Raw genomic sequence first — 25899 nt, forward strand, 5'->3', positions numbered from 1 at the left:
GCTGGAAAATCCGCGCTGTTTCGACGGCTCATTCCTCCGTCACGACGGCCTCGGCCTCGACCTCCACCACGAGGTCCGGGTGAATCAGCCGTGAGACCTCGACCATCGTCGTCGCCGGTCGGACCTCCCCGAACATCTCCCCGTGCGCGCGGCCGACGGCCTCCCAGTCGTCGATGTCGGTCACGAACAGGCGCGTTCGGACCACGTCCTCGACGCCGGCGCCAGCCTCGTCGAGCGCATCGGCCACGAGGCCCAGCGCGTGGGCCGTCTGGGCGTACGCGTCCCCCGGCGCGACGGGGTCACCATCCTCGTCGGTGGCGGTCGTTCCGGCCACCGAGACCCGTCCATCCGCCCGGATGGCCCGCGAGTAGCCGACGGTCGCCTCCCACTCCGTTCCCGACGAGACACGTTCTCGGGTCACGGCGTCACCGTCGCGGCCGCCCACCGTCAATGCTCACACGGCCTCTCGCAACACGGGCATCGCGGTGCTGGTCGTGTCGCGGTACGGGGTGCGTCGCGGTGCTGGTCGTGTCGCGGTACAGGGTGTGTCGCGATCGCTGGGTGCGCCATGACTGTCGGGAAGCTCGCGGTGGCCGGATATCTCGTGGTCGCCTGGACGGTCGACCTTGCGAGGGGAGCCGTGCCGGTGTGTAACACTCATACAACCCCTCCGTTTCCCGTGGAGAACGGGCGATTTATAAATCAGGTCGCGGGGACACGCTGACGGACGCGAACTGAAGTTTTTAAATGGTGGCCGGTCGGAACACCGACAATGAGCGACGCGACGAAGATCGTCATGGGCACCATCGGCGCCTCGGCGTTCCTCGCGGTGGTGGCGGTCGTCTACGTGAGCCTGTACATGGCCTGACGTGTTCGAGCCACGCACCCTCTCCGACGACCTCGAAGTGGTCCGCGGAGCGCACGCCCCGGGAGCCGTCGTGCTGGACTGCGCGCGTGACTTCGAGACCATCGAGCCGGCGGTCGCCGAGCAGCTGGGCCTCCTCGTCGACCGGTTCGACCCCTTCTCCGCGCCCGACGAGTGGCTTCCCGCGGACGTACCGGAGATCCTGACACGCTACGCGAGCGACGAGTTCACCGTCGGGCTCCCCGGCGACGGTGGCGTGGCCTGGACCCGGCAGACGGAGCCGCCGACGGTGTTCGTCAAGCCACGACTCGAGGGCTCGCCCGGGTCGTTCGTCGACTTCCTCGTCGCGGAGGCGCTCGTCGAGACCGACGTGGCGCCGACGGAGTCGTTCTTCACGTTCTTCGGCGAGCGCTACCCGGAGCTGGCGGCGGCGACGCCGCTCGCCCCCGCCGGAACGTTCCAGCTCGGTGCGGCGCTGTACGACGCCTACGTCGGGCGGCTGACCCGGCCCGTCTTCCGGGCCTGGGGTGACCCCGAGCACGACCCACACCTCCCTGCACTCCACGACGCGTGGGTCGACGCGGGCGAGCGCCTCCAGCCCCGCCTCGACGGCCTCCCGGGCGAGGTGGCGCGCGGCGAGACGGACTTCGCGGCCGCCGCGGAACTCTCATGCGCCGCCGTCAAACACGGGCAGAGCCTGCCGGACCCGTTCGCCGCGCTCGATACCGCCGCGTACGAGCGCAACGGGGCCGCGTTCGCTGTCCGATGGGCGGAGAAGACGTTCGACGCGCTCGCGACCGGGGAGTGACCGGTTCGTGGATGCCGGAGACGACTGACGCCCTTCGCCGGACTCAGATCTCGTCGTCGGGGTCGTTGTTCTCCCGGACGCGTTCGGCCTCCGTCCGGTAGCGTTCCTGTTCGGACTCCTCGACGGGTGCGAGGTCGTCCGGGTCCACGTCGCGTGCGGCGGTGATGGCCGTCCGGTCGAGCATCGAGGAGGAGAGTTCGCGGGTCAGCGCCCGTTCCCCGTCGGGGGTGGCGTAGACCAGCGTGATGAGGTTCCGGCTGTTGTAGGAGCGCTCGACCAGCCACGTGCGCACCTCGCCATCCGCTTCGGTCTCGTCGTCGGTCATACGGCGTGCTCCGGCGGCGCTCGGCTTCAACCCCTTCGTTTCCGATGGAAGCCCACGCCGCCGTCAGCGAGGTGGTTCAGGTCGAGCCCACATCGAACGTGGTCCACTCGCGGGGACCGGGGACCCCACGGACCCGGAGTTCGCTGTCGCCGCTACCGTCCTCGGCCTCGCGGATCTGGATGCGGCCGTCGCAGAAGTGTGCGATGGTCCGGACGGTCCGTTCGTCCTGGGTATCTGGGTCGAGGAGGAAGACGCCCAGGCCGCCGATGGAGGCGTTCCGCCCGGCGAGCGTGTGGATGAAACGGGAGGTCCGCTGGACATCACCGAACGAGAGGAGCGTCGACACGGAGGCGACGCCCATCCGGATGCGGGTGACGCCCTCCGCGTCGAAGTCGGCACAGAGCTTCGAGTAGCGCATCCCCATACCGGTGAGGTCGTCCGGGCCCGACACCGTCGTCGTCCGGATGTCCCTGGCCCCGTCGGTCGTCGCCCCGACGCAGTCAACCACCCCGAGACCGTCTGTCCGGGGGCTGGCGCCCCATCGCCGGCAGTCCTCGAGGATGCTCGTGCCGTCCGCGTCGGTCGTGATGAGGACGCCGCCCTCGTCGTCCGCGAGCGAGCCGGCGACCATCCGGAGGACGAGTCCTCGGGCGCCCACGTGGGGTGGTCCGGCCACGAGGACGTTCCGACCGGCTGGAATCGGGTCCAGTGGCAGTCTGTCGAAGCGGTAGGGGTCCATCCCGCCGTCGTCCTCGGCGTCCGCGCCGTCCGGGCGACCGACCGGTTGCTGGCTGCTCATCCTGCCCCTCCGTTCGGTCCCTCGTCGCTGGCGTCGGACCGGCTCGTATCGCGGTCACGATCTGAGGTACCGCCGGCTGGCACCGCGTCGAGTCGGTCGGTGTCGGCATCGTCGCCGCGGCAGTCGTACAGCTGTCGCCGGAGCTCCAGCACCTCCATCGCCTCCGCCGCGAACAGCCGGAGGTGTTCGCGGTCCTCGTCCGTCCACTCCCGGGGGACGCTGTCGTAGGCACAGATGGTCCCGAGGACGCAGCCCTCGGGGGTAAGGAGATCGGCGCTGGCGTACGCCCGGAGGTCGTGGACAGCGAGTCCCTCGTTGCTCGCGAACCGCGGGTCCTCGGAGAGGTCGGTGATGGTCGTCACGCCCGGCTCCAGCAGCGCGTACGTGCAGACGGTGTCCTCGCGGGGGAAGACGTCGAAATCGACGCCGTAGCAGGCGACGAACTCCTGTTCGTGTTCGTCGATGATCCCGATGGCGGCCATCGGCACGTCCAGCAGGTCGCTCACGAGGGTCGTGAGGCGGTCGAACGAGGCCTCGGCCTCGGCGAGAACCGGCCGGTAGGCCTCGAGCACGGCGAGCCGGTCGTGTTCGTCGTCGGGAAGTGGGTAGGCGGTCTGGGTCCGGAACGTCACGCTGTGCTGGACGAGGTCGGCCAGCTGCGCTCGGGCCCTCGGTCCACCCTTCGGGACGTACTCGCCGACCGCTCCTCCGAGCGGTGAGCTGTCGATATCGTCGGGTTCGGCGTCGGTGAAGAGGACGAAGCTCGCGTCGGGGACCCGTTCGCGGACCGTAGCCAGGAGGTCGAGGCCGCTTCCATCGGGGAGTTCGAACTCGCTCACCACGCAGTCGACGCCGTCGGTGAGCGCATCGACGGCGGCGGCGAGGTCGGGACACGCGGTCACCGTCAGCCCGGCGTCTTCGAGTGCCGACGCGGTGGCCGCCCGCGCCTTCTCGTCCGGGTCGACACACAGAACGGTCCCACTCATCGGATGGCGGGTGTTCGCGGTTCCGGAATAAAAACCCAGGGTCGCTGTGGGCTCCGGAACCGGCCGCGGGTACTCGGTGGGCCATGGAGACTTGGCGGGCCGCGGGTACTCGAACGGGTGGATTGATACGCCCGACTCGCCTACCCGTGCCCGATGGACGCCCCGCTGTGGACGGAGACACACGCGCCCGACCTCGCGGACCTCCCCCAGCCGGACGTACGCGACTACCTGACCGAGGCCGTCGAGGAGCCGATCAACCTCATCCTCCACGGCCCGGAGGGGGTCGGCAAGACGGCCGCCGCCCGCGCGCTCGCCCGTGCGGCCCACGAGGACCCGGACAACGACCTCGTGGAGATCAACGTCGCGGACTTCTTCGGCCGGACGAAGACGGAGATCAAGAACGACCCGCGGTTCGCGCACTTCCTGGAGGGCCGGTCCCGGATGAGCAAGCGCGACATGATCAACCACGTCCTCAAGGAGTCCGCGGCCCACCAGCCCGTCTCCGGGACGTACAAGACGGTTCTCCTCGATAACGCGGAGGCCATCCGCGAGGACTTCCAGCAGGCGCTGCGTCGCGTGATGGAGCAGTACGCCCGGACCACGCAGTTCGTCATCGCGACGCGCCAGCCCTCGAAGCTGATCCCGCCCATCGAGTCGCGGTGTTTCCCGGTGCCGATGCGTGCGCCGACCCACGAGGAGACGGCGACGGTCCTCCGGTCGATTCTGGACGCCGAGGACGTGGGCTACGACGACCAGGGCATCGACTTCGTCGCCAGCTACGGCGACGGCGACCTCCGTCGGGCCATCCTCGGCGCGCAGCTCGTCGCGGCGAAGGCCGACGACGGCGACGGGGCGGCCGTCACGATGGACACGGCCTACGAGGCCCTCGGCGAGGTCGGCGTCGACGCCCGCGTCGAGGAGATGCTCGCGGCCGCCGCATCCGGTGACTTCGACGCCGCCCGGTCGACGCTCGACGACCTGCTGGAGGACGAGGGCCTGTCGGGCGACGAGCTCCTGGCCGAACTGCTGCGTGTGGCCCGCGAGAGCAACCGCAACTGGGACCTGGCGCGGCTCCACCAGCTCGCTGGCGAGGTGGATATGGACCTCGTGGAGGGCACCTCCGACCGGGTCCATCTCTCGCATCTGCTCGCGGAACTCGGTCGTTCGAGCGGTAGTGCGTGAGTAATGGCGTAACAGAGGGTATAATAGCTGTATTGGTTGTATAAATGGAGGGTGGGACTGATTTATCCCCAAGTTCCAATGCCCCCCTGAGGATTCGGGTCCCCGGTGGGTTGCGTTTCGGGTCGAGCGGCGTGCGTGGGGGTTCCAGCCGAGTGCTAGCGTCCCCATCCCTCCCCGCACGGGCGCGGCAGGAGGGTTCGCCCCCTCGCTGGTGGCTCGGCGGCTCACCCGGGGCGCGCCCGCGCGCTTCCTGTGCTCGGAACCGGCCGAGCGGTGCGGTTCTCGGCGTCAGTTCCCGTCGAGCAGGTCGGCTACCCCATCGAGCGTCGCGGCCGACCGTGCGCCGGGCGGCAGGTCCGCGTCGTCGTCGGGCGCCACCACGATACCCGGAATCCCGAGGTCCAGCGCCCCCGCGGCCCCTGCCGGGTCGCGGCCGGCGAACCAGAGCCGGCAGTCGCCGAGCGCGTCCTCGACGGTCTCGAAGGCGCGGGCGTGGGGCAGTTCGTAGCCCGTGAGCGCCGAGGTGAACGCCTCCTGTACCCGCTCGTCGAGGCCGACGGCCGCCAGCAACGCCTCGACCTCCGGTGGACCGTTCAGGTAGACGACGGGCTCCCAGCCGGCGTCCGAGAGGCGGTCCAGCGCCGCGTTCGCGCCCTCGACGGCCGCCCACGCCGCCGCGTCGAGGTACGTCTCGCGGACGCCCCGCGCGACCGCATCGGCCTGTCGGCGGGGGACATCGACGGCCGCGAGCGCGTCCGCGAACGCTGACTCGTAGTGACGCCACCAGTCCTCGCCGCGCCGGTCGGCGTGCATCCGGTCGGGGTGGTGCCACGGGAGGTCGAGGTGGGGGCGGACCGCGTCGGGGGTCGTGGTGCGACCGACGCTGCTCGCGGCGAGAGCGTCACGGAGTGCTCCGCCCCAGTCGTCGTCGGGCGGCCCGTACGCACCCGCGGGCGTGCTCCCCGCACGGGCCGCGAGTGTATCGAAGGTGAGGCAGACGTACCGTTCGCGCACGGGGGAGCGGTGGCCGGTCGCGAGAGAAAAGGTACCGGTTCGTCCGGGATCGGTGGCGGTGTGCGGGCAGAGTGGGCTACTCTCCGGCCTCGCCGCTGGCCTCATCGCCGGCCTCGTCGGCGGCCGTCAGCACGAGGACGTGCCGGACCAGCGAGCCGTGGACGCGCCGGTCGAAGCGGTCGGTGACGGTCCAGCCCGCGGCCTCGGCGGCGTCGGTCCACGGCCGGTCGCCGACGACGACGGCGCGGCGGGCGACCCGGCGGGCCTCCGCGAGCGCGTCGCCGACCACGGCCGAGAGTTCGTCGCTGGCCCACGACTGCCGGCCGTACGGCGCGTCGAAGACGACGGCGTCGATGGGTCCCTCGCCGTCCGCCCCCGCGATGGGGAGTCGACGGGCGTCCCCTCGGCAGACGGCCGCGTTGCCGGGGGCATCGGCGGCACCCGTGACGCCTTCGGGCGACTCCTCCCCGTCCCTGTCTCCAGTCTCGCTCTCGTCGGCGGCCGTCGACTCGCCGAGGTAGTGCGCGAGGTTCTCGGCCGCGCCCCGGACCATCTTGTACTGGGCGTCGATACCGACCACGTCGGCGCCGACGAGCGCGCCCTCGGCGAGCAGGCCGCCCGTCCCGCACATCGGGTCCAGCAGGGTCCGGTCGGGCCGTGCCCCGGCGATGTTCGCCAGCGCCCGGGCCAGTAGCGGGTCCATGCTCCCGGGCTGGAAGAACGGCTTGTCCGTCGGCTGGCGGTCGCCGAAATCCCGCCGGCTCTCGGCGGTCAGCCAGCCCAGTGCGCAGACGCCCGGCTCCTCGCCGCCGGGCCCGTCGAGGCCACCGAGGTCGCTCGTGTCGGCTACGCCCTCGTGCTCGACGACCTCCACGTCGCGCGCGTCGTCGATGCCGATGGTGACGGTGCCGTCGTCCGCGTCGTCGTGCCCGGGCGGGGCGGCGAACAGGGCCCGGAGTTCGTGGTCCGGGTCCTCCAGGTCGACCGTGAAGCCGCGGTCGACGAGCACCTGTCCGAGGTCGCGCTCGGCCTGCTTCGTGTCCACGTCGGTCAGGCCCCGCACGTCGCGGGCACGGACGCGAACGGAGCCCTCGCGAGCGAGTGCGGCGGCGTCGAGCAGGGTCACGGCGTCCTCGATGCGGGGGGCCGTCCGCCCGACGAGTTCGGCGGCGCGCTGGGTGAACGCCAGTCCACGGACGCGGTCGGTGACGCCGCGCGCGGTCGCGAGGCCCGTTCCCAGCGGCTCGACGGCGGAGCAGGCGCTCTCGGCCTCGTGGCGCGCGAACCGGTCGTCCTGGCCGCCCAGTTCGAGGACGTACACGGCCGGGGTCGGGGCCGCGTCGGGCATGAGGGTGCCGGTCCGGCCGACCCGACGACCACTCCGTTTCAGGAGCGACACACACCCCCACTTCAAGCGGCAATCGATGCCGCTTTATAAGCTGAATCGGCGCGAGGCGCGTGATATCTCCGGTTCTCGACCTGTCAGCCACCACCACCCATATTTATAAAGGTTAAATACGTGGCTTAAGGCATACGATGAGCGACCCCAAGGAAACCATCAACATCGAGAACGTGGTGGCCTCGACGGGTATCGGCCAGGAGCTCGACCTGCAGAGCGTGGCCATGGACCTCGAGGGCGCCGACTACGACCCCGAGCAGTTCCCCGGGCTGGTCTACCGGACCCAGGAACCGAAGAGCGCTGCTCTCATCTTCCGTTCCGGGAAGATCGTCTGTACGGGTGCCAAGAGCACGGACGATGTCCACGAGTCCCTGCGCATCGTCTTCGACAAGCTCCGCGACCTGAACATCGAGGTCGACGAGGACCCCGAGATCGTCGTCCAGAACATCGTCACGAGCGCGGACCTCGGGCGCAACCTCAACCTGAACGCCATCGCCATCGGCCTGGGCCTGGAGAACATCGAATACGAACCCGAGCAGTTCCCCGGCCTCGTCTACCGACTCGACGAGCCCGATGTCGTGGCGCTCCTGTTCGGGTCCGGCAAGCTCGTCATCACGGGCGGCAAGCAGCCCGAGGACGCCGAGCACGCCGTCGACAAGATCGTCTCCGAACTCGACAAGCTCGGCCTGCTGGACGGGTAAGACGCTGGACGAACCGACGGTTCTCTCTCCTGCTCTCTTTCCGTCTCCCGAGCCGTGTAGCCGCCGCCGTCGCCACAGCTCGCGTCTTCGGCCCGCGCATCTCCCGTCCCCACGTACATCCGAGTCCGGAGGCTACATGCGCCACGAGTACCGAGCAGTCGTATGGCCGGTCCCATCGCGCCCGTGCCGCTCCAGTCGGTCACCGGCGGCGGCCCACTCGCTGTCATCGTCACCTTCCTGCTGACGTGGCTGTTCTACGCGTTCACGCTCCATCTCGCGGCCACGTTCTTCATCGGGGACGTGCCCTCCCAGAAGGCCGCCACCGCCGCGGCTCTCCCCGCTGTCGTCTCTATCCTCCTCCAGCAGTACGGCGTCGCGGGCGGCGCGTTCGGCGTCGGCCCCTCGCTGCTGGCGGGGGTCACCATCGTCGCCACCCTCCTCGCGGATGGCATCGCCATCAGTACGGTCTACCGGCTCCGCGCCCGGTCGACCGCACCGCTCGTGGCGCTGCACTTCGGGTTCGCCGCCGTGCTGGGCGTCGCGCTGGCGAACGTGTTCGGCGTGCTGTGACTCCCTCGATGAATCTCTCCCGGGACTCCCGACAAGTGAATTCCTATCCGAATATATGGCCACTTTCGGATATAATATCGAAACTGGAAATTCAACCGACCTATCGCAGCGCGTCCAGCCGGAACTCGAACCCCGCGACCGGCAGTTCGAGGTCGTGCTCGACCAGCACGCGGGGGTGGAGTTCGCCGATGACGCCCACCTCGTCACCGTCGATGACGACGCTCGCGGTGCGCCCGTCGATGAACGAGGGATGTGAGGTGGGTGGCGTCTCCAGGTCCACGTCGAACGCTCGACAGAGCGCCTGCAGTTTGCCCTTCGCGTCCTCGTAGGTGGCGTCCGTCCGGGCCAGCACGCCGGCGACGGTCCGGTGTTCGCTGACGCGCGTGTTCTCGTCGTCGTCGCGGTGCGCAGCGAGGCCGATCTCCGCGAGGTCCTGCGGGTACGCCCGGTGGGTGTTGCGCTCCAGCACCATCACCAGCGACGGGAGCGCCCACGTCCGGACCATCGTGTAGTCCTCGCTGTACGGCTCGGTGATGGTCACCGGCGGCTGGGCGCCGACCGGGGCGTCCGGGTCGGGCGTCACGTCGCCGCCGGCTGTTCCGGGGACCGAGAGCCCCATCCGCTCGTAGTTCTCGCCCTCGCTTATCATGTGGAAGTCGAGCATGTCCTCGAAGCCCAGTCCCACCAGGGCGTCGCGGGCGGCGTCCTCGACGCGCGAGCGCTCGTGGCGGCCACCGATGGTGCCGATCTCGGGGTAGCGCGGTTCGAGGTCGTTGAAGCCGTACGCGCGGCCCACGTCGTCCACGAGGTCGAGCGGGTGGAGCACGTCGACGCGGTAGGGCGGCACGTCGGCCTCGTAGACGACCTCGTCGGTGTCGATGTCGTCGGGGTCGTCGACCCCCTCGGCCGTCGCGTCCAGCCCCGCGCGCTCCATCAGGTCGACGACCTCGCGGGCCTCCAGCGAGATGCCGAGCAGCGACTCGATGCGCTGGTGGCTGACCGACTTCTCCGAGACCGAGAGGTCCGGCCGGTCCAGCGTGCGGTCGGGGTACTCGACGTCGACGCGCTCGACCCGTCCGCCACGCGCGTCGAGCGCGTAGCAGACGATGTTGAGCATCTTGTCGATGGTCCACTGGTCGGTCCCCGTCATCTCGATGAACAGGTCCCGGGAGTCGGTCTCGACCTCCGTGCGCTTCCCGTTGATGACGGGTGGGAACGAGAACAGCCCCACGTCGTCGTAGATGGCCGGGTAGCGCTCGTAGTCGGCCACGAGGTCCGCGTACGTCTCGCCGGTGTCGTGCTCGGTGAGGACCTCTCCGGGCGTCAGCTCGCGGTTCGAGTCCAGCGGGACGAACGTGTCGCCGTCGGGCTCGACACCGACGTAGCGGATGGACTTCTGGCCGTCCCCGTCTCCCGCGGCCGGTCCTCCCTTCAGCATCGTCAGGTCGTGGACGCCGATGGCGCCCTTCGCCCGCTTGCGGCCCATCGTGGCGTGCAGTTTCTCCTGCAACTGGATGAGCGAGTCCAGGCCCGCCTCGTCCATGTCCAGGCCGCGGACGATGGCGCCGGTGACGTACGGGCGCTCGTCGGGCACCGACTCCTCGACCTCGATGGTCCAGTCGGCGTCGTTGGTGTTCGGGAGGTAGACGCCGCGGTCGTCGCCGTACTGGTAGCGCAGCGAGCGCGCGACGCCCTCGACCGACAGGCGGTCGAGGCGGTCGGGTGCGAACTCCAGCTGCATCAGGCCGTCCTCTGTCTCGCCCTCGTACTCCAGACCGAGCGCGAACAGGTCGTCCTTGAGGTCCTCGTCGGACTTCTCGTCGTGCCCGGTCAGGTGGCGCAGCTCGTCGGGGTCCACGTCGACGACGGGCATCAGTTCACCACCTCCGCGGTCCGCAGGAGGTCCAGGTCACACAGCGTCCCGTGCACGTCGCGGATGTCCTCGAAGCCGTACATGAGCATGAGCAGTCGCTCCAGCGCCAGTCCCCACGCCATCACGTCACACTCCACGCCGAGCGGGCTGAGCACCTCCTCGCGGAAGATGCCGGAGTTCCCGATCTCGACGATCTCGCCCGTCTTCGGATGTGTGCCGAACAGCTCGAACGAGGGCTCCGTGTACGGGTTGTAGTGGGGCTTGAACTCGATGTCCGTGATGCCGAACCGCTCGTAGAACTCCGTGAACGTCCCCATCAGGTCACGCACGGAGAGGTCCTCGGCCATCACCCAGCCCTCGATCTGGAAGAACTCCAGCAGGTGCGTCGGGTCCAGCGTGTCGTTCCGGTACACCTTCTCGACGGAGAACCACCGCTGGGGCGGCTCCAGTTCGCCAACCTGCTCGCCGGAGAGATAGCGCATCGAGAGCGACGTGGTGTGACCACGCAAATCGACGCCCTTCGCCACGTCCTCGGTCCAGGGGGAGTGGTAGCCGTCGCCGTCGTCGCCGACGCCCTCGCGGTGGGCGGACTCGACCCGGTCCACGAGGTCGTCGGGCAGGTCACGCATCGGCGGCACGTCCAGCGCGAACTGGTCCCAGTGGGTCCGGGCGGGGTGGTCCTGTGGCATGAACAGGCAGTCGTTGATCCAGAACTCCGCGTCGGCGTGGGGGCCCTCCATCTCCTGGAACCCCATCCCGACGAGCACGTCCTTCACGCGGTCGGCGGTCTGCCGGAGGACGTGCTTGCGACCGCCGTACTCGGCCTCGGCGTCCGCCGCGACGTTGTACTCGGCGAACTCCACGTCCTCCCACTCGCCCGAGGTCAGCATCTCGGGCGTGAGCGCGCCGACCGTCTCGGCGGTCTCGACGCCCTCCATCAGCGCGGTCACGCCGTCATCGGTGAGCGTGACCGAGCGCACGGTGGTCTCGTGGCGCGTCGCCAGGCCGCGGTCGACGAGACGGTCGAGGACGTTCTCGTCGAGGTAGCCGGCGTTCCCGCCGGCGATGGCGTCGAGCGCACCCGCTTCGGGGTCGTCATCGGGGTCCACGTCCGGGCCACCCTCCAGGTCGACCGACACGGCGCCCTCCTCGATGTCGCCGAAGCCCTTCCGCGCGAAGTTCGACAGCGCGATATCGACCTCCGGGCCCTCCAGCCCGGCGGCGCCGACCAGCTGGCCGATGCCGACGGGCTCGTCCTCGCCCCCGGCCTCGACGGCCGCGTCGTAGAGGCGGAGTTCGGGCAGGCCGTTCTCGCGGTAGCGCTCGCCCTCTGCCGTGAGTTCGACCTCTTCGGCGGTGTACTCCTCGACGGTGAGGAGCCCCTCGGCCTCGAGTTCGAGCGCGGCGTTCGTGACCGCGGTCGTGTCGGCGTCTACCTGTTCGGCGAGCGATTCGACCGTCTTCGTCTCGGTCGCGCTGGCGGCCTCGAGCAGCGCGACCTGTGTTGCCGGGAGTCGCATGTTGTGGTGATGGGTGTGCGTGAGTGCGGGCGTCCCGCCGACGCCCGCGCGGTCGTCGTCGATGCCTGCGGCGGCCGGTCAACTAACGGTTCCGACCTGTGCGACGGTTTCCCCGCCGACCCCTCCGTTTCGTCTCCAGTTAGTGAGGGGTTGCCGGGTCCGCCGCCGCGTCAGGCGAAGAAGAACGGGTCGGACGCGGCTGGCGGTTGCGGGGCGGCGCGCCGTCCGGTGCGTCCGACTGGCATGGGACCGGATGTGTGGGAACGGGACTTGAGTGTTGTGGGAGCGGGAGTGCTAGAGTGTTATAGATTTGTTCCGCAAATTTCTCACTTATATGTGTGCTTAGTGTGCGTTGCTCTGCTTCGCTCTAAATACTTCGAAACTCTTGCCTCCTCACGGCGACAACCACGACGGAATCCTGTTGAAAGCCCTCGCCCGCTCGACTTCCGTCAGAGCAAGCTCTGACGACTTCTGGCTCACTACGCTCGCCAGAACGGCCGGGACTCGCTGCGGTCCTCGGGTTCGCTGCGCTCACCCTGCGGTCCTTGCGTCGTCCGGGGCGGGTCGAGGCGGATTGTCGGCTCCGCGGACAATCTAATAGCTGGCGGCTACGCCGCCAGCCGGGCGCCGGGAGAGCTTCGTTCTCTCGAGCAATCGGCGGCGGAGCCGCCGATGACGGCCCCTTTCAGTCCCACCCTGTTGCTGGTTGCACAGAGCGTCCGCGCGTGGTGGTTCCGGCGAAGTGCTAGTGTCCCCACACCTCCCCGCGCCAGCGCCGGACGTGTTCCGGCACGCTCGCTGGCGTCGTCGGCGCTTCGCGCCGACTGCAAGCGGGACGGAGTCCCGCCCTGCGAGCGGCCTCCACAGCAGGGCCGCTGGCGCGCTTCCTGTCCTCGGAACCGGCTCGCCGAGTAACCGCCACCTGGCCGGGAGCGCGTGGTGAGCGGCTTGCCTGCGAACCCGCGCGACCTGGGGAAGGGCAGGGTCACAGGGCCCGTGACACGTTCTATCCCCTGGTTCTATCCCCTGGTGGACTCGAAGGTGAGCCGAGAGCCGAGGGCTTCGTAGGTGTCTCCGTTGTCGTGGTCGTCGCCTTCGTTCTGAGAGCGTGCGAGAGTCTCAGCAGACGACGGTCCTGTCCCGATATCTGAAAGATTGATAGGTGCGTCCACGTAACTGGCTGGCAGTGTCATCATACCTGGACGAGGACACGGCCCGGACGCTGGACAGCGGCCGTGAGACGGCGGGCGCGATGCTCCGGCAGGTCCAGAAGCACCTGCAGAAGGTGTTCATCCTGTTCGTCATCGGGCTCATGGGGACCATCTACGTCCTCCGCAACTTCGTCTGGGCCCAGTTGAAGGCCGACCTCAACGTCCAGGAGGACATCGTCATCGTCGCGGTCACGCCGTTCGACGTCATCCTCCTGCAGGTGAAGATCGGCCTCGTCGTCGGGATACTCGTCGCGCTCCCCCTGTTGCTCTACTACTCCCGGGATGCGCTGAAAGCGCGTGGCATCTGGCCGACCGGCATCCCCCGCTGGAAGATCGCCACCGTCTCGTTCTTCAGCTTCCTGCTGTTCTGCGGCGGCGTCGCGTACGGGTACGCCGTCTTCTTCCCCACTGCCTTCCAGTTCCTCGCCGAGAACGCCGTCCAGTCCGGCTTCGCGCCGACCTACTCCATCGTCAAGTGGGCACAGTTCATCATGCTGCTCTCGGCCTCGTTCGGGCTCGCGGCCCAGCTCCCGCTCGTGATGAGCGCGCTCTCGTATTCGGGCGTCGTCCCGTACACGACGTTCCGTGACTACTGGCGCCACGCCATCGTCGGGCTGTACGCCATCGGCGCCCTCTTCACGCCGCCGGACCCGCTCACGCAGCTGATGTGGGCGACACCGCTGGTCGTCCTCTACGCCATCAGCCTCCAGATATCGAAGTTCGTCGTCACCGCGAAGGTGTCCAGCGAGCGTCTCGGCGTGAAGAACGTCGCCCGCGACCGCTGGAACGTGCTCGCCGGCGCGGGCGCCGTCGCCTTCGCCGCGACCTACTTCGGCTATCGGGCGCTGCTGGCCGGCGCGGCCGACTCGCTGGTCCCGCGTGTCAACGCCGCCCTGACCGTTCTCGACCGGTACACCGCGACGGGGCGGCTCCGCCCGCCCTCGCAGTGGACGCCCGACCCCATCCTCGGGCTCTCACCCGAGGTGGCGCTCGGTATCGGCGCCGTCGTCGTCGGGCTCGGCGCGGTGCTGGTGACGCTGGCGTACCTCCTGGTGGCCGCCGTCGACGACATCATCGAGGCGGAGGGCGGGCTGAAAGCGGTCGAGCGTGGGCTCAACCGTTCGGCGACGGCCGGCGAGGGCGGCCCTGCTCCTGCCTCGACCGGCGCGCCCGGGGATATCGACCTCTCCGAACTCGATGCGGGCGGCATCCGTGCAGCACCCATCGAGGCGTTCGCCGATATGGAGGAGGACGAGGCGCTTTCGCTCGCCGGCGACGCCATGGACGAGGACGACCCCGACACGGCCCAGGCCATCCTCGACCGCTTCGACGAGGCCCAGGAGCTGGTCGAGGCCGACCCCGTCGAGAAGGGGGCGACCGCGGCCGCGGCCAACGACGTGGGCCGTCCGGCGGGCGCGGCGGAGCCGGGCCCGAACGAGGCCGGCGTCAGCGCCGACACGGAGGAGGCTGGCGTCGGCACCAGGACCGCCGCGGGCGTCGCCAACGCCTTCACCGCCGAGGAGACCGACGAGGACGACATCGGCGGCTACCTCTACGACATCCAGTTCATCGTCGAGTCGCTCACCTCGAAGGCGTTCCTCATCGTCGGGCTGTTCATGGTCGTGCTGGCGGCCTCGTTCAGCGCGCTCTATCTGGGCGGTATCGGTTACCTGAAAGAGCAGTTCATCAGCCGCGTCCCGTCGCAGGTGGTCGACCCCAGTGCCATCGATATCGTCGCGCTCCACCCGGTCGAGGTGCTCATCTTCGAGATCAAGGTCTCGGTCATCTTCGCTGCCGTCGCCACGCTGCCCGTACTGCTGTACTTCGCGTGGCCCGCCCTGAAGGAGCGCGGCTTCGCCGCCGGTGACCGCAACGTCCTGCTCCTGTGGGGCGGGCTCACGACACTCGGCCTCGTCGCCGGCAGTGCGGTCGGCTTCCTCTACGTCGCCCCCAACATCATCTCCTGGCTCGTCGCGGACGCGCTCGGCGCGAACATGGTCATCGCCTACCAGATCAACTCCTTCGGCTGGCTCGTCTTCTTCACCACCGTCGGCGTCGGCCTGCTGTTCGACATCCCCGTCACGATGTACCTGTTCCACCGGGGCGGGCTGGTCCCCTACCGGACGCAGCTGGGGCGCTGGCGCGAGGTGACCGTGCTCATCCTCGGCGGCGCCGCGCTGTTCACGCCCAAGAGCGTCTTCTCGATGTTCATCGTCGGCATCCCGGTCCTGCTGGCGTACTTCGCGGGGCTGGCGCTGCTGTACGCGGTCACGCTGGGTGGGCGCCGGGGCGGGCCGAAGCCGACGCCGCCGGAGCCCGAGGCGGCGGACTGACACCGACAGGATATCAAACCACTCCGCTCTGCGATTGTATCCTTGTTTGGTGTATTATCGCACAACTATCTGGATTGTTTGCCGATGATGGGTCAGACCGCTTCCGGGTCCAGTCGGTCGACGATACCGCCGAAGTCGTCGTCGAAACTGAGCACGGCGTCGATGTCGTGGCGCTCACAGAGTGCGACCGTCGTCGCGTCGGTGAAACTCAGGTGCTGGTCGTCGTACCGCTCGAACACCGTCACCGCATCCGTGAAGACCGCGGTCGACACCTGGAGCAACTCGTACGCCCGTGGGTACGGGTCGACGCCTCGAAGGCGCTCCCCGAGTCGCCGTGCCGGCGGGAACGACCCACTACGCGCAAGCGTCAGCGTGACGGCCTCGTCGTAGATGTAGTCGCTCACGTAGGGCTGGCCGAGTTCCCCGTCGTAGACGGCTTCGAGGGCCTCGCTGGCACTCTCGTGTCGAGTGGCGTCCTCGTCGTGGTCCGCGTAGAGAACCCCCGTGTCGACGATGACCGTCATCCGTAGAGAATGTCGTCGATGTCGTCCTCATCCGTCTCGACCCCGGAGGCGAACCGGCCCTCCTGCATCGCCCGTTTCTCCGACTCGGAGAGGGGCACCGTGGACTCGCGGAACGAGTCGATGACCTCGGCGCGTGACGCGTACGCGTCGTCGATGAGTCTCGTCAGGAGTGCCTGCTGGGTCACCGACTGCCCGGTCCGGAGTCGAATCTCCGCCTGGAGTTCCTCGAGGCGCTCTTTGGCCTCCTCGTCCACCTTGACGGCCGTCGCCATACCTGTGAGTTTCATCCGAAACCTGGTAAACATTTCCACCGGAGCGGTCGGGAGGGTCAAGAGCCAGCGGCTGCAATCGGTCCCATGCCCAAGATATCCGTCGAGATGCCCCAGGAGCTCCTCGACGACCTCGACGAGCACGTCGGCGACGACGGGAAGTTCGTCAACCGGAGCGACGCCATCCGCGCCTCCGTGCGGAAGACGCTGGACGTGCTGGACGAGATCGACGCCCGACACGGGCGGCTGGAGGCCGACGAGGAAGAGGAAGCGTAGTCAGTTCGCGTCCTCGGCGGCGGGTTCGGCCGCCTCGTCCGGGTCACGGTCGACCACCTCGGCGAAGCCAAAGCGGGGCTTCACCTCGTCGACCCGCACCCGCACCACATCGCCCACGCTGGTCCCCGGGACGAACAGCGTGTACCCCTCGACGCGGGCGATGCCGTCGCCCTCGTTGCCCTCGTCGGTCACCTCGACGACGACCTCGTCGCCGGCCCGGACGGGCGCTGTGAGGCGGTTCTTCGCGACGAGATAGAGCTCCGAGGACGAGTCCCGCGAGGCAGGCGGGCGGACCTCCCGGACGTACTCGAACTCCGCGTCGATGTCGGCCTTCAGGTCGTCGAGGTCGCGCCCGTCGAACACCTTCACGGCGAGGTCGCCGCCCGCCGGGAGGACCGTCAGTGCGGTTTCGAACGCCTGCCGCGCGAGGTGGACCGAGCGCGCGTGGTCGAGGTCGTACTCCCCGCTCATGTTCGGCGCCATGTCCGAGAGGACGGTGTCGGCGCCGCCCTCGTCGACCATCTCCTGGACCCGCTCGCGGGTGTCGGCCTCGGTCATGTCCCCGCGGACGGTCTCGATGTGGGCGGCGCCGTCGCCGCTGCCGGCCTCGTCCTCGGAGAGGTTCCGGACGTTCTGGAGGTCGACGCCGACGACCTTGCCGCTCGCGCCGACGCGCTGGGCCGCGACCTGCAGCCAGCCACCCGGCGCCGCGCCCAGGTCGACGACGATGTCGCCCTGCGAGAGGAGGTCGGCCTCCTCGTCGAGCTGCTGGAGCTTGTAGGCCGCCCGCGAGCGGTAGCCCTCCTGCTTGGCGCGGTTGTAGTACTCGTCACGACCCGTCATGTACGTCTCTCCGTGTTCGTCGATACGGTCTCGGAGGGGGAATGCCGGGTGCATCGCCCTGGTCGCTCTCCGTCCTCCGAGCGTGATAGTCGGCTCCTCGGTTCCGTCGAATCCACGGTCATACACGTCGTGACGCCGCGGATGCGGAAATGGACATCGGATGCGCCCTTGTGGCTGTGGCTGCGTCCGCACGCGGCCACGACGACCGTCTCGACCTCGAGTTCGCCGGACCGGGCTTCAGCCGTCGAAGAACCGGTCGGGTTCCATCCGCGAGAGCCGCATCGAGTTGCCCGTCACGCCGAGGCTCATCCCCATGTCCCCGACCACGACCGCCAGCGCGACGCTCACCAGGCCCAGCGGCACGCCGAGTGCGAGCAGCGCCTTCACGCCGAGACTCGACCAGATGTTCTGCCGGATGACGCCGTTGGCCTTGTTCGAGAGCGCGTAGAGGTAGGGGAGCTTGCCGATGTCGTCGCCCATCAGCGCGATGTCGGCGGTCTCGATGGCCGTGTCCGTGCCGGCCGCGCCCATCGCGATGCCGACATCGGCGGTCGCCAGCGCGGGCGCGTCGTTGATGCCGTCGCCGACCATCGCCACGTCGCCGTACTCGGCCTGCAGTTCCGCCACGGCGTCGACCTTCTCGTCCGGCAACAGCTCGGCCCGGTACTCGTCCACGCCGACCTGCTCGGCGATGGCGCGGGCGGTGCCCTCGTTGTCGCCGGTCAGCATCACCACGTGTGCGACGCCGAGGTCGTGCAGCCGTGCGACCGCTCGCTCGGCGCCCGGCCGTACCTCGTCGGCGATGGCGATGACACCGACCAGTTCGTCCTCGGTGCCGACGAGGATGACCGTCTTCCCTTCGTCCTCGAACCGGGCGACAGCGCCGTTCTCGATGTCGGCACAGTCCTCGCGCTCGCACTGCTCGTCTGCCACCTCGGCGACCGCCCCGCCGTCGGTACGGAGGTGCGCGTGCGACAGGTCGAAGCCCAGCTCCTCGAACAGGGACGGCTTGCCCGCGTAGTACGTCTCGTCGCCGACAGCCGCACGGATTCCCTTCCCCGTGATGCTCTCGAACGCCTCGATGGCCGGCAGGTCGCCGACCGCCGCCGCGTCGGCACGCGCGAGGATCGCCTCGGCGATGGGGTGTTCGCTGCGCTGTTCGAGCGCGGCCGCGTGCCGGAGTACCGTCTCCTCGCTCGCACCACCGAGCGCCACCACGTCCGTGACCGCGAGTTCACCCTTGGTGAGGGTCCCCGTCTTGTCCACGGCGATGGCGTCGACATCACCCATCGCCTCGAGGTGGTTGCCGCCCTTGATGAGGACGCCGTTCTTCGCGGCGCTGGTGATCCCGGAGACGACGGAGACGGGCGTGGAGATGACGAACGCGCACGGACACGCGATGACCAGCAGGGTGAGCCCACGGATGAACCACGTCTGCCAGCTCCCGCTGAAGGTGTGCGAGAAGCCGGCGAGCCCGACGGTGGCGCCCCCGCTGATGAACAGCGGCGGGAGGGCGGCGGTCAGGATCGCCAGGACGACGACCGTCGGCGTGTAGTAGCCCGCGAACCGGTCGACGAACTGCTCCTTCTCGGTCTTGTTCGCCTGTGCCCCCTGCACCATCTCGATGATCTGCGAGAGCGTCGATTCCGAGGCGGGCGCGGTCGTCTCGAACTCGAGATATCCGTCCTCGTTGATGCTGCCGGCGTACACCTCGTCGCCGACGCCCTTGTCGACGGGGACGCTCTCGCCGGTGATGGGGGACTCGTCGACCGCACTGCCGCCCTCGACGACGGTGCCGTCGAGCGGGATCTTGTCGCCGGGGCGGACGATGACCGTCTCGCCGACCTCCACCTCGTCGGCGGGGACGGTCACCTCCTCGCCGTCGGCTCCGGGTGTCTCCGACGACCCGGTGTCGCGGCGGACGGTCGCCTCGTCTGGCGACAGCTCCATCAGCTCCCGCAGTGAGTCACGCGCCCGGTCCATCGCGTACTCCTCCAGCAGTTCGGCGATGCTGAACAGCACCGCCAGCGTCGCGGCCTCGACGAAGTAGCCGATGCCGGTCGCGGCGATGATGGCCGTCCCCATCAGCAGGTCGATGTCGAGGCTCAGGTTCTTCGCGGAGTAGTAGCCGCTGCGGACGACCGGGATACCGCTGGTGACGACCGCGACGAGGAAGAGCACGTCCGCGACGTGCAGTGGGTACTCGAGGACGCTCGCGACGGCGACGTTCCCCCCGGCGAGGACGAACTCGAAGAGGAGGCCGAGCGTCACGAACACCGCACCGACCCACGTCTTGACCGCCCGGGAACTCGTCCAGATCTCGGACGGGGGGGCGATCTCCATCCCACCGCTGTCGGTGTCTTCGCTCTCATCACCACGGCCGACGACCTCGTAGCCGGCGTTCTCGATGGCTCGAACGATGTCGGCCTCGGTGGTGCGGTCGGGGTCGTAGGTGACCCTGGCCGTGCCGGTGGTCGGCTGGAGCGCGGCCTCGACCACGCCGTCGACGCGCCCGAGGCTCTTGTCGACCTTCCCCGCACAGGAGGGGCAGTCCATCTCGGGGACGGCGAGGCGGGCGGTCAGCTCGCGCCGCTGTCCGCCATCGGGTGTCGGCCCCGCTGCATCCGAGGTCTCTGTCATACCTCACGGTAGGGGCGGGAGTTCGATAGGCCTTTATTGGAATATTCCAACTCCCGGCGCAGCGTGATGCTGGCTTCTGGGCGTCAGCGCGATGCCAGCCGTTCGCTCGCTCCCCGCTCGCCTGCGACGTGCTGTTTCGCCAGGTGTTCCTCCGCTCGCCGGAGGCGGTAGGTGAGCGTCGACCGCGGCACGTCGAGATGCTCGGCCAGCTCCCCGACATCGACCGCCCGGGGCGACTCGTAGTAGCCGTGTTCGACGGCCGCCCGGAGTGCGGCCTCCTGCTCCGGGGACAGCCCGCTCGACGCCCCGTCGCTGCCCCCGGCCGATGCCGTGGTATCCGCGGTTCGGAGCATCTCCATCCGGGCGCACTCCCCGACGGCCGCCTCCAGATCGTCGAAGAAGGCCGTCAGGTCCCCCTCCCCGGAGTGGATGAGCCGCCACGTGTAGTGGCGCCCCTCGTGGCGCGTCTCGAACAGCACGCCGTCGCCGAGGTGGTCGCGGGCGATGTGGGGAACCGAGGCACAGGTGGGCGTGCGCTCCCAGTCGGAGTAGAGGACGAGCGCGCCGTCCGTGCGGTCGAGGACGCGGGTGGTCTGCGTGGCACCGCAGTCCTCGGTCGCCAGGCAGTCGGCGTAGTAGTCGCTGTTGCGGAAGGCGTCCTCGATGGCGTCGAGCGCGTCCGGGGTCCCGGTGGCGTGGTCGACCCGCCAGAGCCGCTCGGCGGTGGCGTGCAGCGAGAGCGAGCGGACGCGGGCGTCGGGGTGGTCGGCGAGGGCGTCCGCCACCCTGTTGCATCCCGGCTCGTACTCGAGGGCGAAGACGAGTTCACGCATAGCCATGTGTAGGCGGTCGCAGGGCATAACACGTGGGCTCGGTACCGCCCCGCGTCGATGCGGGTCGCCCCCCTCGCTGTCGGGCCATCCGGTGATAGCCGAGCCCACGGACGACCGTTTCCGCCCGTGTTACCTCCGTAGACAGCGACCTAGAGTTTGAATACCCCTCCGTCACTGGGCAGTGATATGGGACTGCATGACAATGCAGAGGGGGGAGCGGAGGGGAGTCGAACGCCGGTCGACCGACGCCGGTTCCTCAGGGGTGCCACGACGGTCGGTGCCGGACTCGCCCTCGCCGGGTGTAGTACGGATGTCGGGGATCTCGGCGACGGCGGCGATGGCGGGGACGGTGGGGGCGACGGCGGCGGCGACGCGACCCCTACCAGCGTGGCCACGAAGTCCCCGCTCACTCCGTCGGACTGTGACCCGGAGCCGATCGAGTCGGACATCACGTCGGACACGACCTGGGACGCCAGCGACTGTCCGCGGGTCGCCCTCGAGAGCAACATCAAGGTCACCAGCGGGGCGACGCTGACCATCGAACCGGGTGTCGAGGTCGTCGGCAAGCCCGGGTCGAAGCTGACCGTGAAGGGCGACGGGACGCTCGTGGCCAGCGGCAGTGCCAGCGACCCCATCTGGTTCTACGGTGATTCGCGGGTGCCGGGCCACTGGCAGGTCATCGAGTTCGAGTCCGACAATCCCAACGAGCTGTCGAACGTGGTCGTGCATGATGCGGGCGATGGCGACTGGGCGAACGTCTGGGTGCAGAACGGCGCGCGCCTCTCGGTGACCGACTCCTGGTTCGCTAACAGCGCCACGTGGGGGCTGGTGGCCGAGGACGGCGCCACGCTCGATTTCGCGCGGAACGCGTTCACCGGGAACGAGACGGCGCCGCTGTCCATCGCCACGACGCTCATGGGGGCCCTGGACAGCGTCTCGCTGTACGCCGGCGGCAACGGGACCGACCACATCGAGGTCAGCGGCGTCGACCTCGAGAGCGAGGCCACCTGGCCCGCCACCGACGCACCGTTCTTCCTCGAGGACAACAGCAAGCTCTTCGCGACCGTCTCGGTCGACCCCGGCGCACGGTTCCGGTTCGCCGAAGGCGGGAAACTGACCGTCAAATCGGAGGGGGCGCTCGCCGCCAGCGGGACGAGCGAGCGCCCGGTCGTCTTCGAGGGCGACGAGGCGGTCCCCGGCTACTGGCAGACCATCGAGTTCGAGTCCAACAACCCCGACAACGTCCTCGACAACGTGGTCGTGCGTGACGCGGGTGCTGGCGACTGGGCGAACGTCTGGGTACAGAACGGCGCGCGGCTCTCCGTGTCGAACAGCACGTTCGCCAACAGCGCCACGTGGGGGCTGGTGGCCGAGGACGGTGCCACGTTCCCGGAGTTCGCCACGAACACGTTCACCGGGAACGAGACGGCGCCGCTGTCCATCGCCACGACGCTCGTCGGCGCGCTCGATGCCGGGTCGACCTACGCCGGCGACAACGGGACCGACCGCATCGAGGTCAGCGGCGTCGACCTCGAGAGCGAGGCCACCTGGCCCGCCACCGACGCACCGTTCTTCCTCGAGGGCAACAGCAAGCTCTTCGCGACCGTCTCGGTCGCTCCCGGCGCACGGTTCACCTTCGCCGAGGGCGCGAAGCTCACCGTCAAACAGGAGGGGGCGCTCTCGGCGGACGCCGGGGACGGGGAGTCCATCGTCTTCGAGGGCGCCGAGCAGTCGCCGGGCTACTGGCAGACCATCGAGTTCGAGTCCAACAACCCCGACAACGTCCTCGACAACGTCGAGGTGGCCTACGGCGGCGGTGGCGACTGGGCGAACGTCTGGGTACAGAACGGCGCCCGCCTCTCGCTGACCAACTCCAGGCTCGCGGAGAGTGCCACCTGGGGCATCGTCGTCGAGGGGGGCGCGACCTTCGACGGGAGCAACAACGTCTACGAGAACAACGCCGAAGGTGGCATCAGGGACGAGACCAGCTGACCGCGCCGTCCTCGACGTTCCGGAGCCGATCGTGGGCGTGACGGCTGTGGACAGGACGGTTGTGGACAGGACGGCTGTGGACAGGACGGTTGTGGGCGGGACGGCCCGCTCCGGTCTCTCACCCGGACCTTCATCCGGTGTGAACCCGCCCGCACGCCGAACACTTAGGTGGATGTACACATATCTCCCGGTACTGTGGGGAACGACACACGCACAGGGGGTGGGGAATCGACGGCCGAGCTGCTCCCCTCGGAGGGGGAGCTCAGGGAGGGGATTCTCGATATCAGCCCCGTCCCCATCGCCATCCTGGATGCCGACCGGAAGGTCGTCCTCGCCAACGACCGAGCGAAGCAGGAGCTGGGGCTCCGGGAGGACGAACTCCTCGGCCTGAGTACGACGGATTCGGCGCTCTCGGCCGTCGGCGAGGACGGCGAGCCCGTCGGTGAGGACGAGGGCATCACCGCCGACATCCTGGAGACCGGCGAGCCGGTCCGGAACCGCGTCTACCGTATCGACATGCCGACCGGCGACGCCACCTGGCTCTCCATCAGCGGGACTCCGATGCTGGACGAGGAGGGCGAGGTCGAACATATCGTGCTGGCCTTCGAGAACATCACGGAGCGCAAGGAGCGCGAGCGCCGGTTCGACGCCGTCTTCAACAACACCTTCCAGTTCACTGGGCTGATGGAGCCGGACGGCACCCTCATCGAGGCCAACGACACGGCACTAGCCTTCGGCGGCATCGAGCCCGACGACGTCATCGGCAAGAAGGTGTGGAACACCTACTGGTTCCAGGTCGACGAGGAGACGCCCGAGCAGGTCCGGCAGGATGTCGAGCGTGCCCGCGAGGGGGAGTTCGTCCGGTACGAACTCGAGGTTCAGGGCGCCGAGGACACCGCGGTTATCGACTTCTCGCTGAAGCCCATCACCGACGAGCAGGGCGAGGTCGCGCTCATCGTGCCCGAGGGCCGGGATATCACGGACCTGAAGCAACGCGAGCGCGAACTTCGCGAGGAGCGGTCCTTCGTCGAGAGCATGCTCGGCGCCGTCCCGGACATCTTCTACGCCTACGACGCCGACGGGAACTTCGTCCGCTGGAACGACCACTTCTCGGAGGTGACCGGCTACGACGACGCGGAGATCGAGGAGATGGGCCCGCTGGAATTCGTCCCGGAGGACGAGCGGGAACCCGTCGGCGAGGCCATCGGCACCATCCTGGCCGACGGTGAACCCATCGTCATCGAGAGCTACCTCCGGACCAAGGACGGCGAGCAGATCCCGTACGAGTTCAAGGCCGGGCAGTGGCGTGGGCCGGACGGCGAGGTGCTGGGCGTCGTCGGTATCGGCCGCGACGTGACCGAGCGCCGCGAGCGAGAGCGCCGGTTCGAGGCCATCTTCAACCAGACCTACCAGTTCACTGGGCTGATGGAGCCGGACGGCACCCTCATCGAGGCGAACGATACGGCGCTGGAGTTCGTGGGCGTCGAGCGCGAGGATGTGGTCGGCAAGCACCTCGCCGAGGCAGCCTGGATCACCGAGGCGAACCGCGAGCGCATCTACGACGCGGCCGAGCGTGCCCGCGAGGGCGAGTTCGTCCGTTTCGAGATGGAGATCAACGCGGCCGGCGACGTGGACACCGTCCCCATCGATTTCTCGCTCAAACCCGTCACGGACGAGTCCGGCGAGGTCGTCCTGCTCATCCCCGAGGGGCGGGATATCAGAGAGCTCAAGCAGCGCGAGCGCGAGCTGGCCGAGAAGACCGAGGAGCTCGAACGGACCGTCGACCGACTGGAGCGAACCAACGCGGAGCTGGAGCAGTTCGCCTACGTGGCCTCGCACGACCTGCAGGAGCCACTGCGGATGATATCGAGCTACCTGGACCTGCTGGAGCTGGAGTACGAGGACGCGCTGGACGAGGACGCCCACGAGTACATCGAGTACGCTGTCGACGGGGCCGACCGGATGCGCGAGATGATCGACGACCTGCTGGCGTTCTCGCGGGTCCAGACGCGCGAGGAGGAGTTCGAGCCTCAGTCGGTCGAAGCCGTCCTTCAGGAGGCCCGGGACAACCTCACCGTCGCCATCGACGAGTCCGACGCCACCATCACCCACGACGACCTCCCGACGCTCGCGGTGGACGACCACCAGCTCCGCCAGCTGTTCCAGAACCTGCTGGACAACGCCATCAGCTACGCCGGCGACGAGCCCCCGCGGGTCCACGTCGCCGCGACAGAGCACGACGACCGCTGGGAGTTCGCCGTCGAGGACGAGGGCGTCGGCATCCCCGAGGCGGAGCAGGACCGTATCTTCGACATCTTCATGCGCGGCGCCGGCACCGATGAGGGTGGCAGCGGCATCGGGCTGGCCATCTGCAAGCGCATCGTCGAGAACCACGGCGGCCGCATCTGGGTCGAGTCCGAAGCCGGGGCGGGGACGACGGTCCGGCTCACGCTCGCGAAACAGCCCGGTGGGAACGGAGGAGTCCCGCGATGACGCCCGGCGAGGAGGGGAACCCCATCGAGATCCTGCTGGTCGAGGACAACCCCGGCGACGTCCAGCTCACCCGGAAGGCGTTCGAGGACGCCGGCCTCGTCAACAACCTCCACGTCGTCAACGACGGGGTGTCGGCGATGGAGTACCTCCGCCAGGAGGGTGAGTACGCGGACGCCGACCGCCCGGATATGGTGTTGCTCGACCTGAACCTGCCGCGCAAGAGCGGCGAGGAGGTGCTGACCGAGATCAAGCACGACGACGACCTCAAGCGCATCCCGGTCGTCATCCTCACCAGCTCGGACGCCGAGGAGGACATGATAAAGACGTACAACGAGCACGCGAACGCCTACCTCACGAAGCCGGTCGACTTCCAGGGGTTCCTGGATGTCGTGAGCCGGGTCGAGGGGTTCTGGATATCCGTCGTGGAGTTCCCACCCGACTGA

The 25899-nt window shown here is 68.9% G+C and carries 23 protein-coding genes; 10 read left to right on the forward strand and 13 right to left on the reverse strand.

Annotated features, from left to right (window positions below; all coding sequences use genetic code 11):
• Positions 1 to 28 precede the first annotated feature (28 nt).
• Positions 29 to 421, reverse strand: coding sequence for a RidA family protein (locus NL114_RS07540; RefSeq protein WP_254824175.1), 393 nt, complete (start codon positions 419 to 421; stop codon positions 29 to 31).
• Between the two features lie 351 nt (positions 422 to 772).
• On the opposite strand from NL114_RS07540, the gene NL114_RS21815 reads away from it, so the two are divergent.
• Positions 773 to 868: a hypothetical protein gene (locus NL114_RS21815; RefSeq protein WP_420028402.1), complete on the forward strand. Its 96-nt coding sequence runs from the start codon at positions 773 to 775 to the stop codon at positions 866 to 868.
• 1 nt (position 869) lies between these two features.
• Positions 870 to 1673, forward strand: coding sequence for a DUF7089 family protein (locus NL114_RS07545; RefSeq protein ID WP_254824176.1), 804 nt, complete (start codon positions 870 to 872; stop codon positions 1671 to 1673).
• Between the two features lie 43 nt (positions 1674 to 1716).
• On the opposite strand, the gene NL114_RS07550 is transcribed toward NL114_RS07545, so the two are convergent.
• The 3 genes from NL114_RS07550 to NL114_RS07560 all read right to left on the reverse strand — a co-directional run bounded on the left by NL114_RS07550 (position 1717) and on the right by NL114_RS07560 (position 3783).
• Positions 1717 to 1998 carry a DUF7967 family protein gene (locus tag NL114_RS07550; protein ID WP_254824177.1) on the reverse strand — a complete coding sequence of 94 codons (282 nt, stop codon included), beginning with the start codon at positions 1996 to 1998 and terminating at the stop codon, positions 1717 to 1719.
• A 76-nt stretch (positions 1999 to 2074) separates the two neighbouring features.
• Complete coding sequence (locus NL114_RS07555) at positions 2075 to 2797, reverse strand: RAD55 family ATPase (RefSeq protein WP_254824178.1); 723 nt, start codon at positions 2795 to 2797, stop codon at positions 2075 to 2077.
• On the reverse strand, positions 2794 to 3783 hold the full coding sequence (locus tag NL114_RS07560; RefSeq protein WP_254824179.1) for a GAF domain-containing protein: 990 nt from the start codon (positions 3781 to 3783) through the stop codon (positions 2794 to 2796). Before NL114_RS07560 ends, NL114_RS07555 begins: the two co-directional genes overlap by 4 nt.
• Positions 3784 to 3936: 153 nt before the next feature.
• On the opposite strand from NL114_RS07560, the gene NL114_RS07565 reads away from it, so the two are divergent.
• Entirely contained in the window at positions 3937 to 4965 is a 1029-nt protein-coding gene (locus NL114_RS07565) for an AAA family ATPase (RefSeq protein WP_254824180.1), read from the forward strand.
• 288 nt (positions 4966 to 5253) lie between these two features.
• On the opposite strand, the gene NL114_RS07570 is transcribed toward NL114_RS07565, so the two are convergent.
• Together NL114_RS07570 and NL114_RS07575 are read right to left on the reverse strand one after the other, a co-directional pair.
• Positions 5254 to 5979 (reverse strand): HAD family hydrolase, encoded by a 726-nt coding sequence (locus tag NL114_RS07570; protein ID WP_254824181.1) that lies wholly within the window; start codon positions 5977 to 5979, stop codon positions 5254 to 5256.
• A gap of 76 nt (positions 5980 to 6055) precedes the next feature.
• A complete protein-coding gene (locus tag NL114_RS07575; protein WP_434084110.1) occupies positions 6056 to 7327 on the reverse strand; it encodes a TIGR01177 family methyltransferase in 1272 nt (423 codons plus the stop codon).
• A gap of 188 nt (positions 7328 to 7515) precedes the next feature.
• Here NL114_RS07575 and NL114_RS07580 point away from each other — a divergent pair, with 188 nt between their 5' ends.
• Together NL114_RS07580 and NL114_RS07585 are read left to right on the forward strand one after the other, a co-directional pair.
• Positions 7516 to 8079, forward strand: a complete 564-nt coding sequence (locus tag NL114_RS07580) for a TATA-box-binding protein (protein WP_254824182.1) — start codon at positions 7516 to 7518, stop codon at positions 8077 to 8079.
• A 162-nt stretch (positions 8080 to 8241) separates the two neighbouring features.
• Positions 8242 to 8649: a DUF7473 family protein gene (locus NL114_RS07585; RefSeq protein ID WP_254824183.1), complete on the forward strand. Its 408-nt coding sequence runs from the start codon at positions 8242 to 8244 to the stop codon at positions 8647 to 8649.
• 100 nt (positions 8650 to 8749) lie between these two features.
• Here the strand turns inward: NL114_RS07585 and pheT are convergent, their stop codons facing one another.
• A complete protein-coding gene (gene pheT / locus NL114_RS07590; RefSeq protein ID WP_254824184.1) occupies positions 8750 to 10522 on the reverse strand; it encodes a phenylalanine--tRNA ligase subunit beta in 1773 nt (590 codons plus the stop codon).
• Positions 10522 to 12042: a phenylalanine--tRNA ligase subunit alpha gene (gene pheS, locus NL114_RS07595; protein ID WP_254824185.1), complete on the reverse strand. Its 1521-nt coding sequence runs from the start codon at positions 12040 to 12042 to the stop codon at positions 10522 to 10524. Before pheS ends, pheT begins: the two co-directional genes overlap by 1 nt.
• A gap of 1186 nt (positions 12043 to 13228) precedes the next feature.
• On the opposite strand from pheS, the gene NL114_RS07600 reads away from it, so the two are divergent.
• A complete protein-coding gene (locus NL114_RS07600; RefSeq protein WP_254824186.1) occupies positions 13229 to 15586 on the forward strand; it encodes a twin-arginine translocase subunit TatC in 2358 nt (785 codons plus the stop codon).
• Between the two features lie 92 nt (positions 15587 to 15678).
• Here the strand turns inward: NL114_RS07600 and NL114_RS07605 are convergent, their stop codons facing one another.
• The gene (locus NL114_RS07605; protein WP_254824187.1) at positions 15679 to 16110 is read right to left on the reverse strand and encodes a type II toxin-antitoxin system VapC family toxin; all 432 of its coding nucleotides are present in this window, start codon (positions 16108 to 16110) and stop codon (positions 15679 to 15681) included.
• Entirely contained in the window at positions 16107 to 16382 is a 276-nt protein-coding gene (locus tag NL114_RS07610) for a hypothetical protein (RefSeq protein WP_254824188.1), read from the reverse strand. The genes NL114_RS07605 and NL114_RS07610 overlap by 4 nt, the downstream gene beginning before the upstream one ends.
• A gap of 84 nt (positions 16383 to 16466) precedes the next feature.
• Here NL114_RS07610 and NL114_RS07615 point away from each other — a divergent pair, with 84 nt between their 5' ends.
• Positions 16467 to 16655 carry a ribbon-helix-helix domain-containing protein gene (locus NL114_RS07615; protein WP_254824189.1) on the forward strand — a complete coding sequence of 63 codons (189 nt, stop codon included), beginning with the start codon at positions 16467 to 16469 and terminating at the stop codon, positions 16653 to 16655.
• On the opposite strand, the gene NL114_RS07620 is transcribed toward NL114_RS07615, so the two are convergent.
• The 3 genes from NL114_RS07620 to NL114_RS07630 form a co-directional block, all read right to left on the reverse strand.
• The gene (locus tag NL114_RS07620) at positions 16656 to 17498 is read right to left on the reverse strand and encodes a 23S rRNA (uridine(2552)-2'-O)-methyltransferase (protein ID WP_254824190.1); all 843 of its coding nucleotides are present in this window, start codon (positions 17496 to 17498) and stop codon (positions 16656 to 16658) included. It abuts the gene before it with no gap.
• Between the two features lie 237 nt (positions 17499 to 17735).
• The gene (locus NL114_RS07625) at positions 17736 to 20138 is read right to left on the reverse strand and encodes a heavy metal translocating P-type ATPase (protein WP_254824191.1); all 2403 of its coding nucleotides are present in this window, start codon (positions 20136 to 20138) and stop codon (positions 17736 to 17738) included.
• A gap of 83 nt (positions 20139 to 20221) precedes the next feature.
• Positions 20222 to 20971, reverse strand: a complete 750-nt coding sequence (locus NL114_RS07630; RefSeq protein ID WP_254824192.1) for a helix-turn-helix domain-containing protein — start codon at positions 20969 to 20971, stop codon at positions 20222 to 20224.
• Between the two features lie 186 nt (positions 20972 to 21157).
• On the opposite strand from NL114_RS07630, the gene NL114_RS07635 reads away from it, so the two are divergent.
• The 3 genes from NL114_RS07635 (at position 21158) to NL114_RS07645 (ending at position 25899) form a co-directional block, all read left to right on the forward strand.
• Positions 21158 to 22963, forward strand: a complete 1806-nt coding sequence (locus NL114_RS07635; RefSeq protein ID WP_254824193.1) for a twin-arginine translocation signal domain-containing protein — start codon at positions 21158 to 21160, stop codon at positions 22961 to 22963.
• A gap of 195 nt (positions 22964 to 23158) precedes the next feature.
• Entirely contained in the window at positions 23159 to 25456 is a 2298-nt protein-coding gene (locus NL114_RS07640) for a PAS domain S-box protein (RefSeq protein WP_254824194.1), read from the forward strand.
• Positions 25453 to 25899, forward strand: a complete 447-nt coding sequence (locus tag NL114_RS07645) for a response regulator (protein ID WP_254824195.1) — start codon at positions 25453 to 25455, stop codon at positions 25897 to 25899. Before NL114_RS07640 ends, NL114_RS07645 begins: the two co-directional genes overlap by 4 nt.

Source organism: Haloglomus halophilum (assembly GCF_024298885.1).
GTDB classification, from domain to species: Archaea; Halobacteriota; Halobacteria; order Halobacteriales; family Haloarculaceae; genus Haloglomus; species Haloglomus halophilum.

Bases quoted from the DNA above. Each gene is read 5' to 3' on its own strand.
- NL114_RS07560 (WP_254824179.1), bottom strand. From the start codon at position 3,783: ATGAGTGGGACCGTTCTGTGTGTCGACCCGGACGAGAAGGCGCGGGCG.
- NL114_RS07615 (WP_254824189.1), top strand. From the start codon at position 16,467: ATGCCCAAGATATCCGTCGAGATGCCCCAGGAGCTCCTCGACGACCTC.
- NL114_RS07555 (WP_254824178.1), bottom strand. From the start codon at position 2,797: ATGAGCAGCCAGCAACCGGTCGGTCGCCCGGACGGCGCGGACGCCGAG.
- NL114_RS07635 (WP_254824193.1), top strand. From the start codon at position 21,158: ATGGGACTGCATGACAATGCAGAGGGGGGAGCGGAGGGGAGTCGAACG.
- NL114_RS07585 (WP_254824183.1), top strand. From the start codon at position 8,242: ATGGCCGGTCCCATCGCGCCCGTGCCGCTCCAGTCGGTCACCGGCGGC.
- NL114_RS07605 (WP_254824187.1), bottom strand. From the start codon at position 16,110: ATGACGGTCATCGTCGACACGGGGGTTCTCTACGCGGACCACGACGAG.
- NL114_RS07565 (WP_254824180.1), top strand. From the start codon at position 3,937: ATGGACGCCCCGCTGTGGACGGAGACACACGCGCCCGACCTCGCGGAC.
- NL114_RS07620 (WP_254824190.1), bottom strand. From the start codon at position 17,498: ATGACGGGTCGTGACGAGTACTACAACCGCGCCAAGCAGGAGGGCTAC.
- NL114_RS07630 (WP_254824192.1), bottom strand. From the start codon at position 20,971: ATGCGTGAACTCGTCTTCGCCCTCGAGTACGAGCCGGGATGCAACAGG.
- pheS (WP_254824185.1), bottom strand. From the start codon at position 12,042: ATGCGACTCCCGGCAACACAGGTCGCGCTGCTCGAGGCCGCCAGCGCG.
- NL114_RS07645 (WP_254824195.1), top strand. From the start codon at position 25,453: ATGACGCCCGGCGAGGAGGGGAACCCCATCGAGATCCTGCTGGTCGAG.
- NL114_RS07625 (WP_254824191.1), bottom strand. From the start codon at position 20,138: ATGACAGAGACCTCGGATGCAGCGGGGCCGACACCCGATGGCGGACAG.
- NL114_RS21815 (WP_420028402.1), top strand. From the start codon at position 773: ATGAGCGACGCGACGAAGATCGTCATGGGCACCATCGGCGCCTCGGCG.
- NL114_RS07575 (WP_434084110.1), bottom strand. From the start codon at position 7,327: ATGCCCGACGCGGCCCCGACCCCGGCCGTGTACGTCCTCGAACTGGGC.
- NL114_RS07610 (WP_254824188.1), bottom strand. From the start codon at position 16,382: ATGGCGACGGCCGTCAAGGTGGACGAGGAGGCCAAAGAGCGCCTCGAG.
- NL114_RS07580 (WP_254824182.1), top strand. From the start codon at position 7,516: ATGAGCGACCCCAAGGAAACCATCAACATCGAGAACGTGGTGGCCTCG.
- NL114_RS07550 (WP_254824177.1), bottom strand. From the start codon at position 1,998: ATGACCGACGACGAGACCGAAGCGGATGGCGAGGTGCGCACGTGGCTG.
- pheT (WP_254824184.1), bottom strand. From the start codon at position 10,522: ATGCCCGTCGTCGACGTGGACCCCGACGAGCTGCGCCACCTGACCGGG.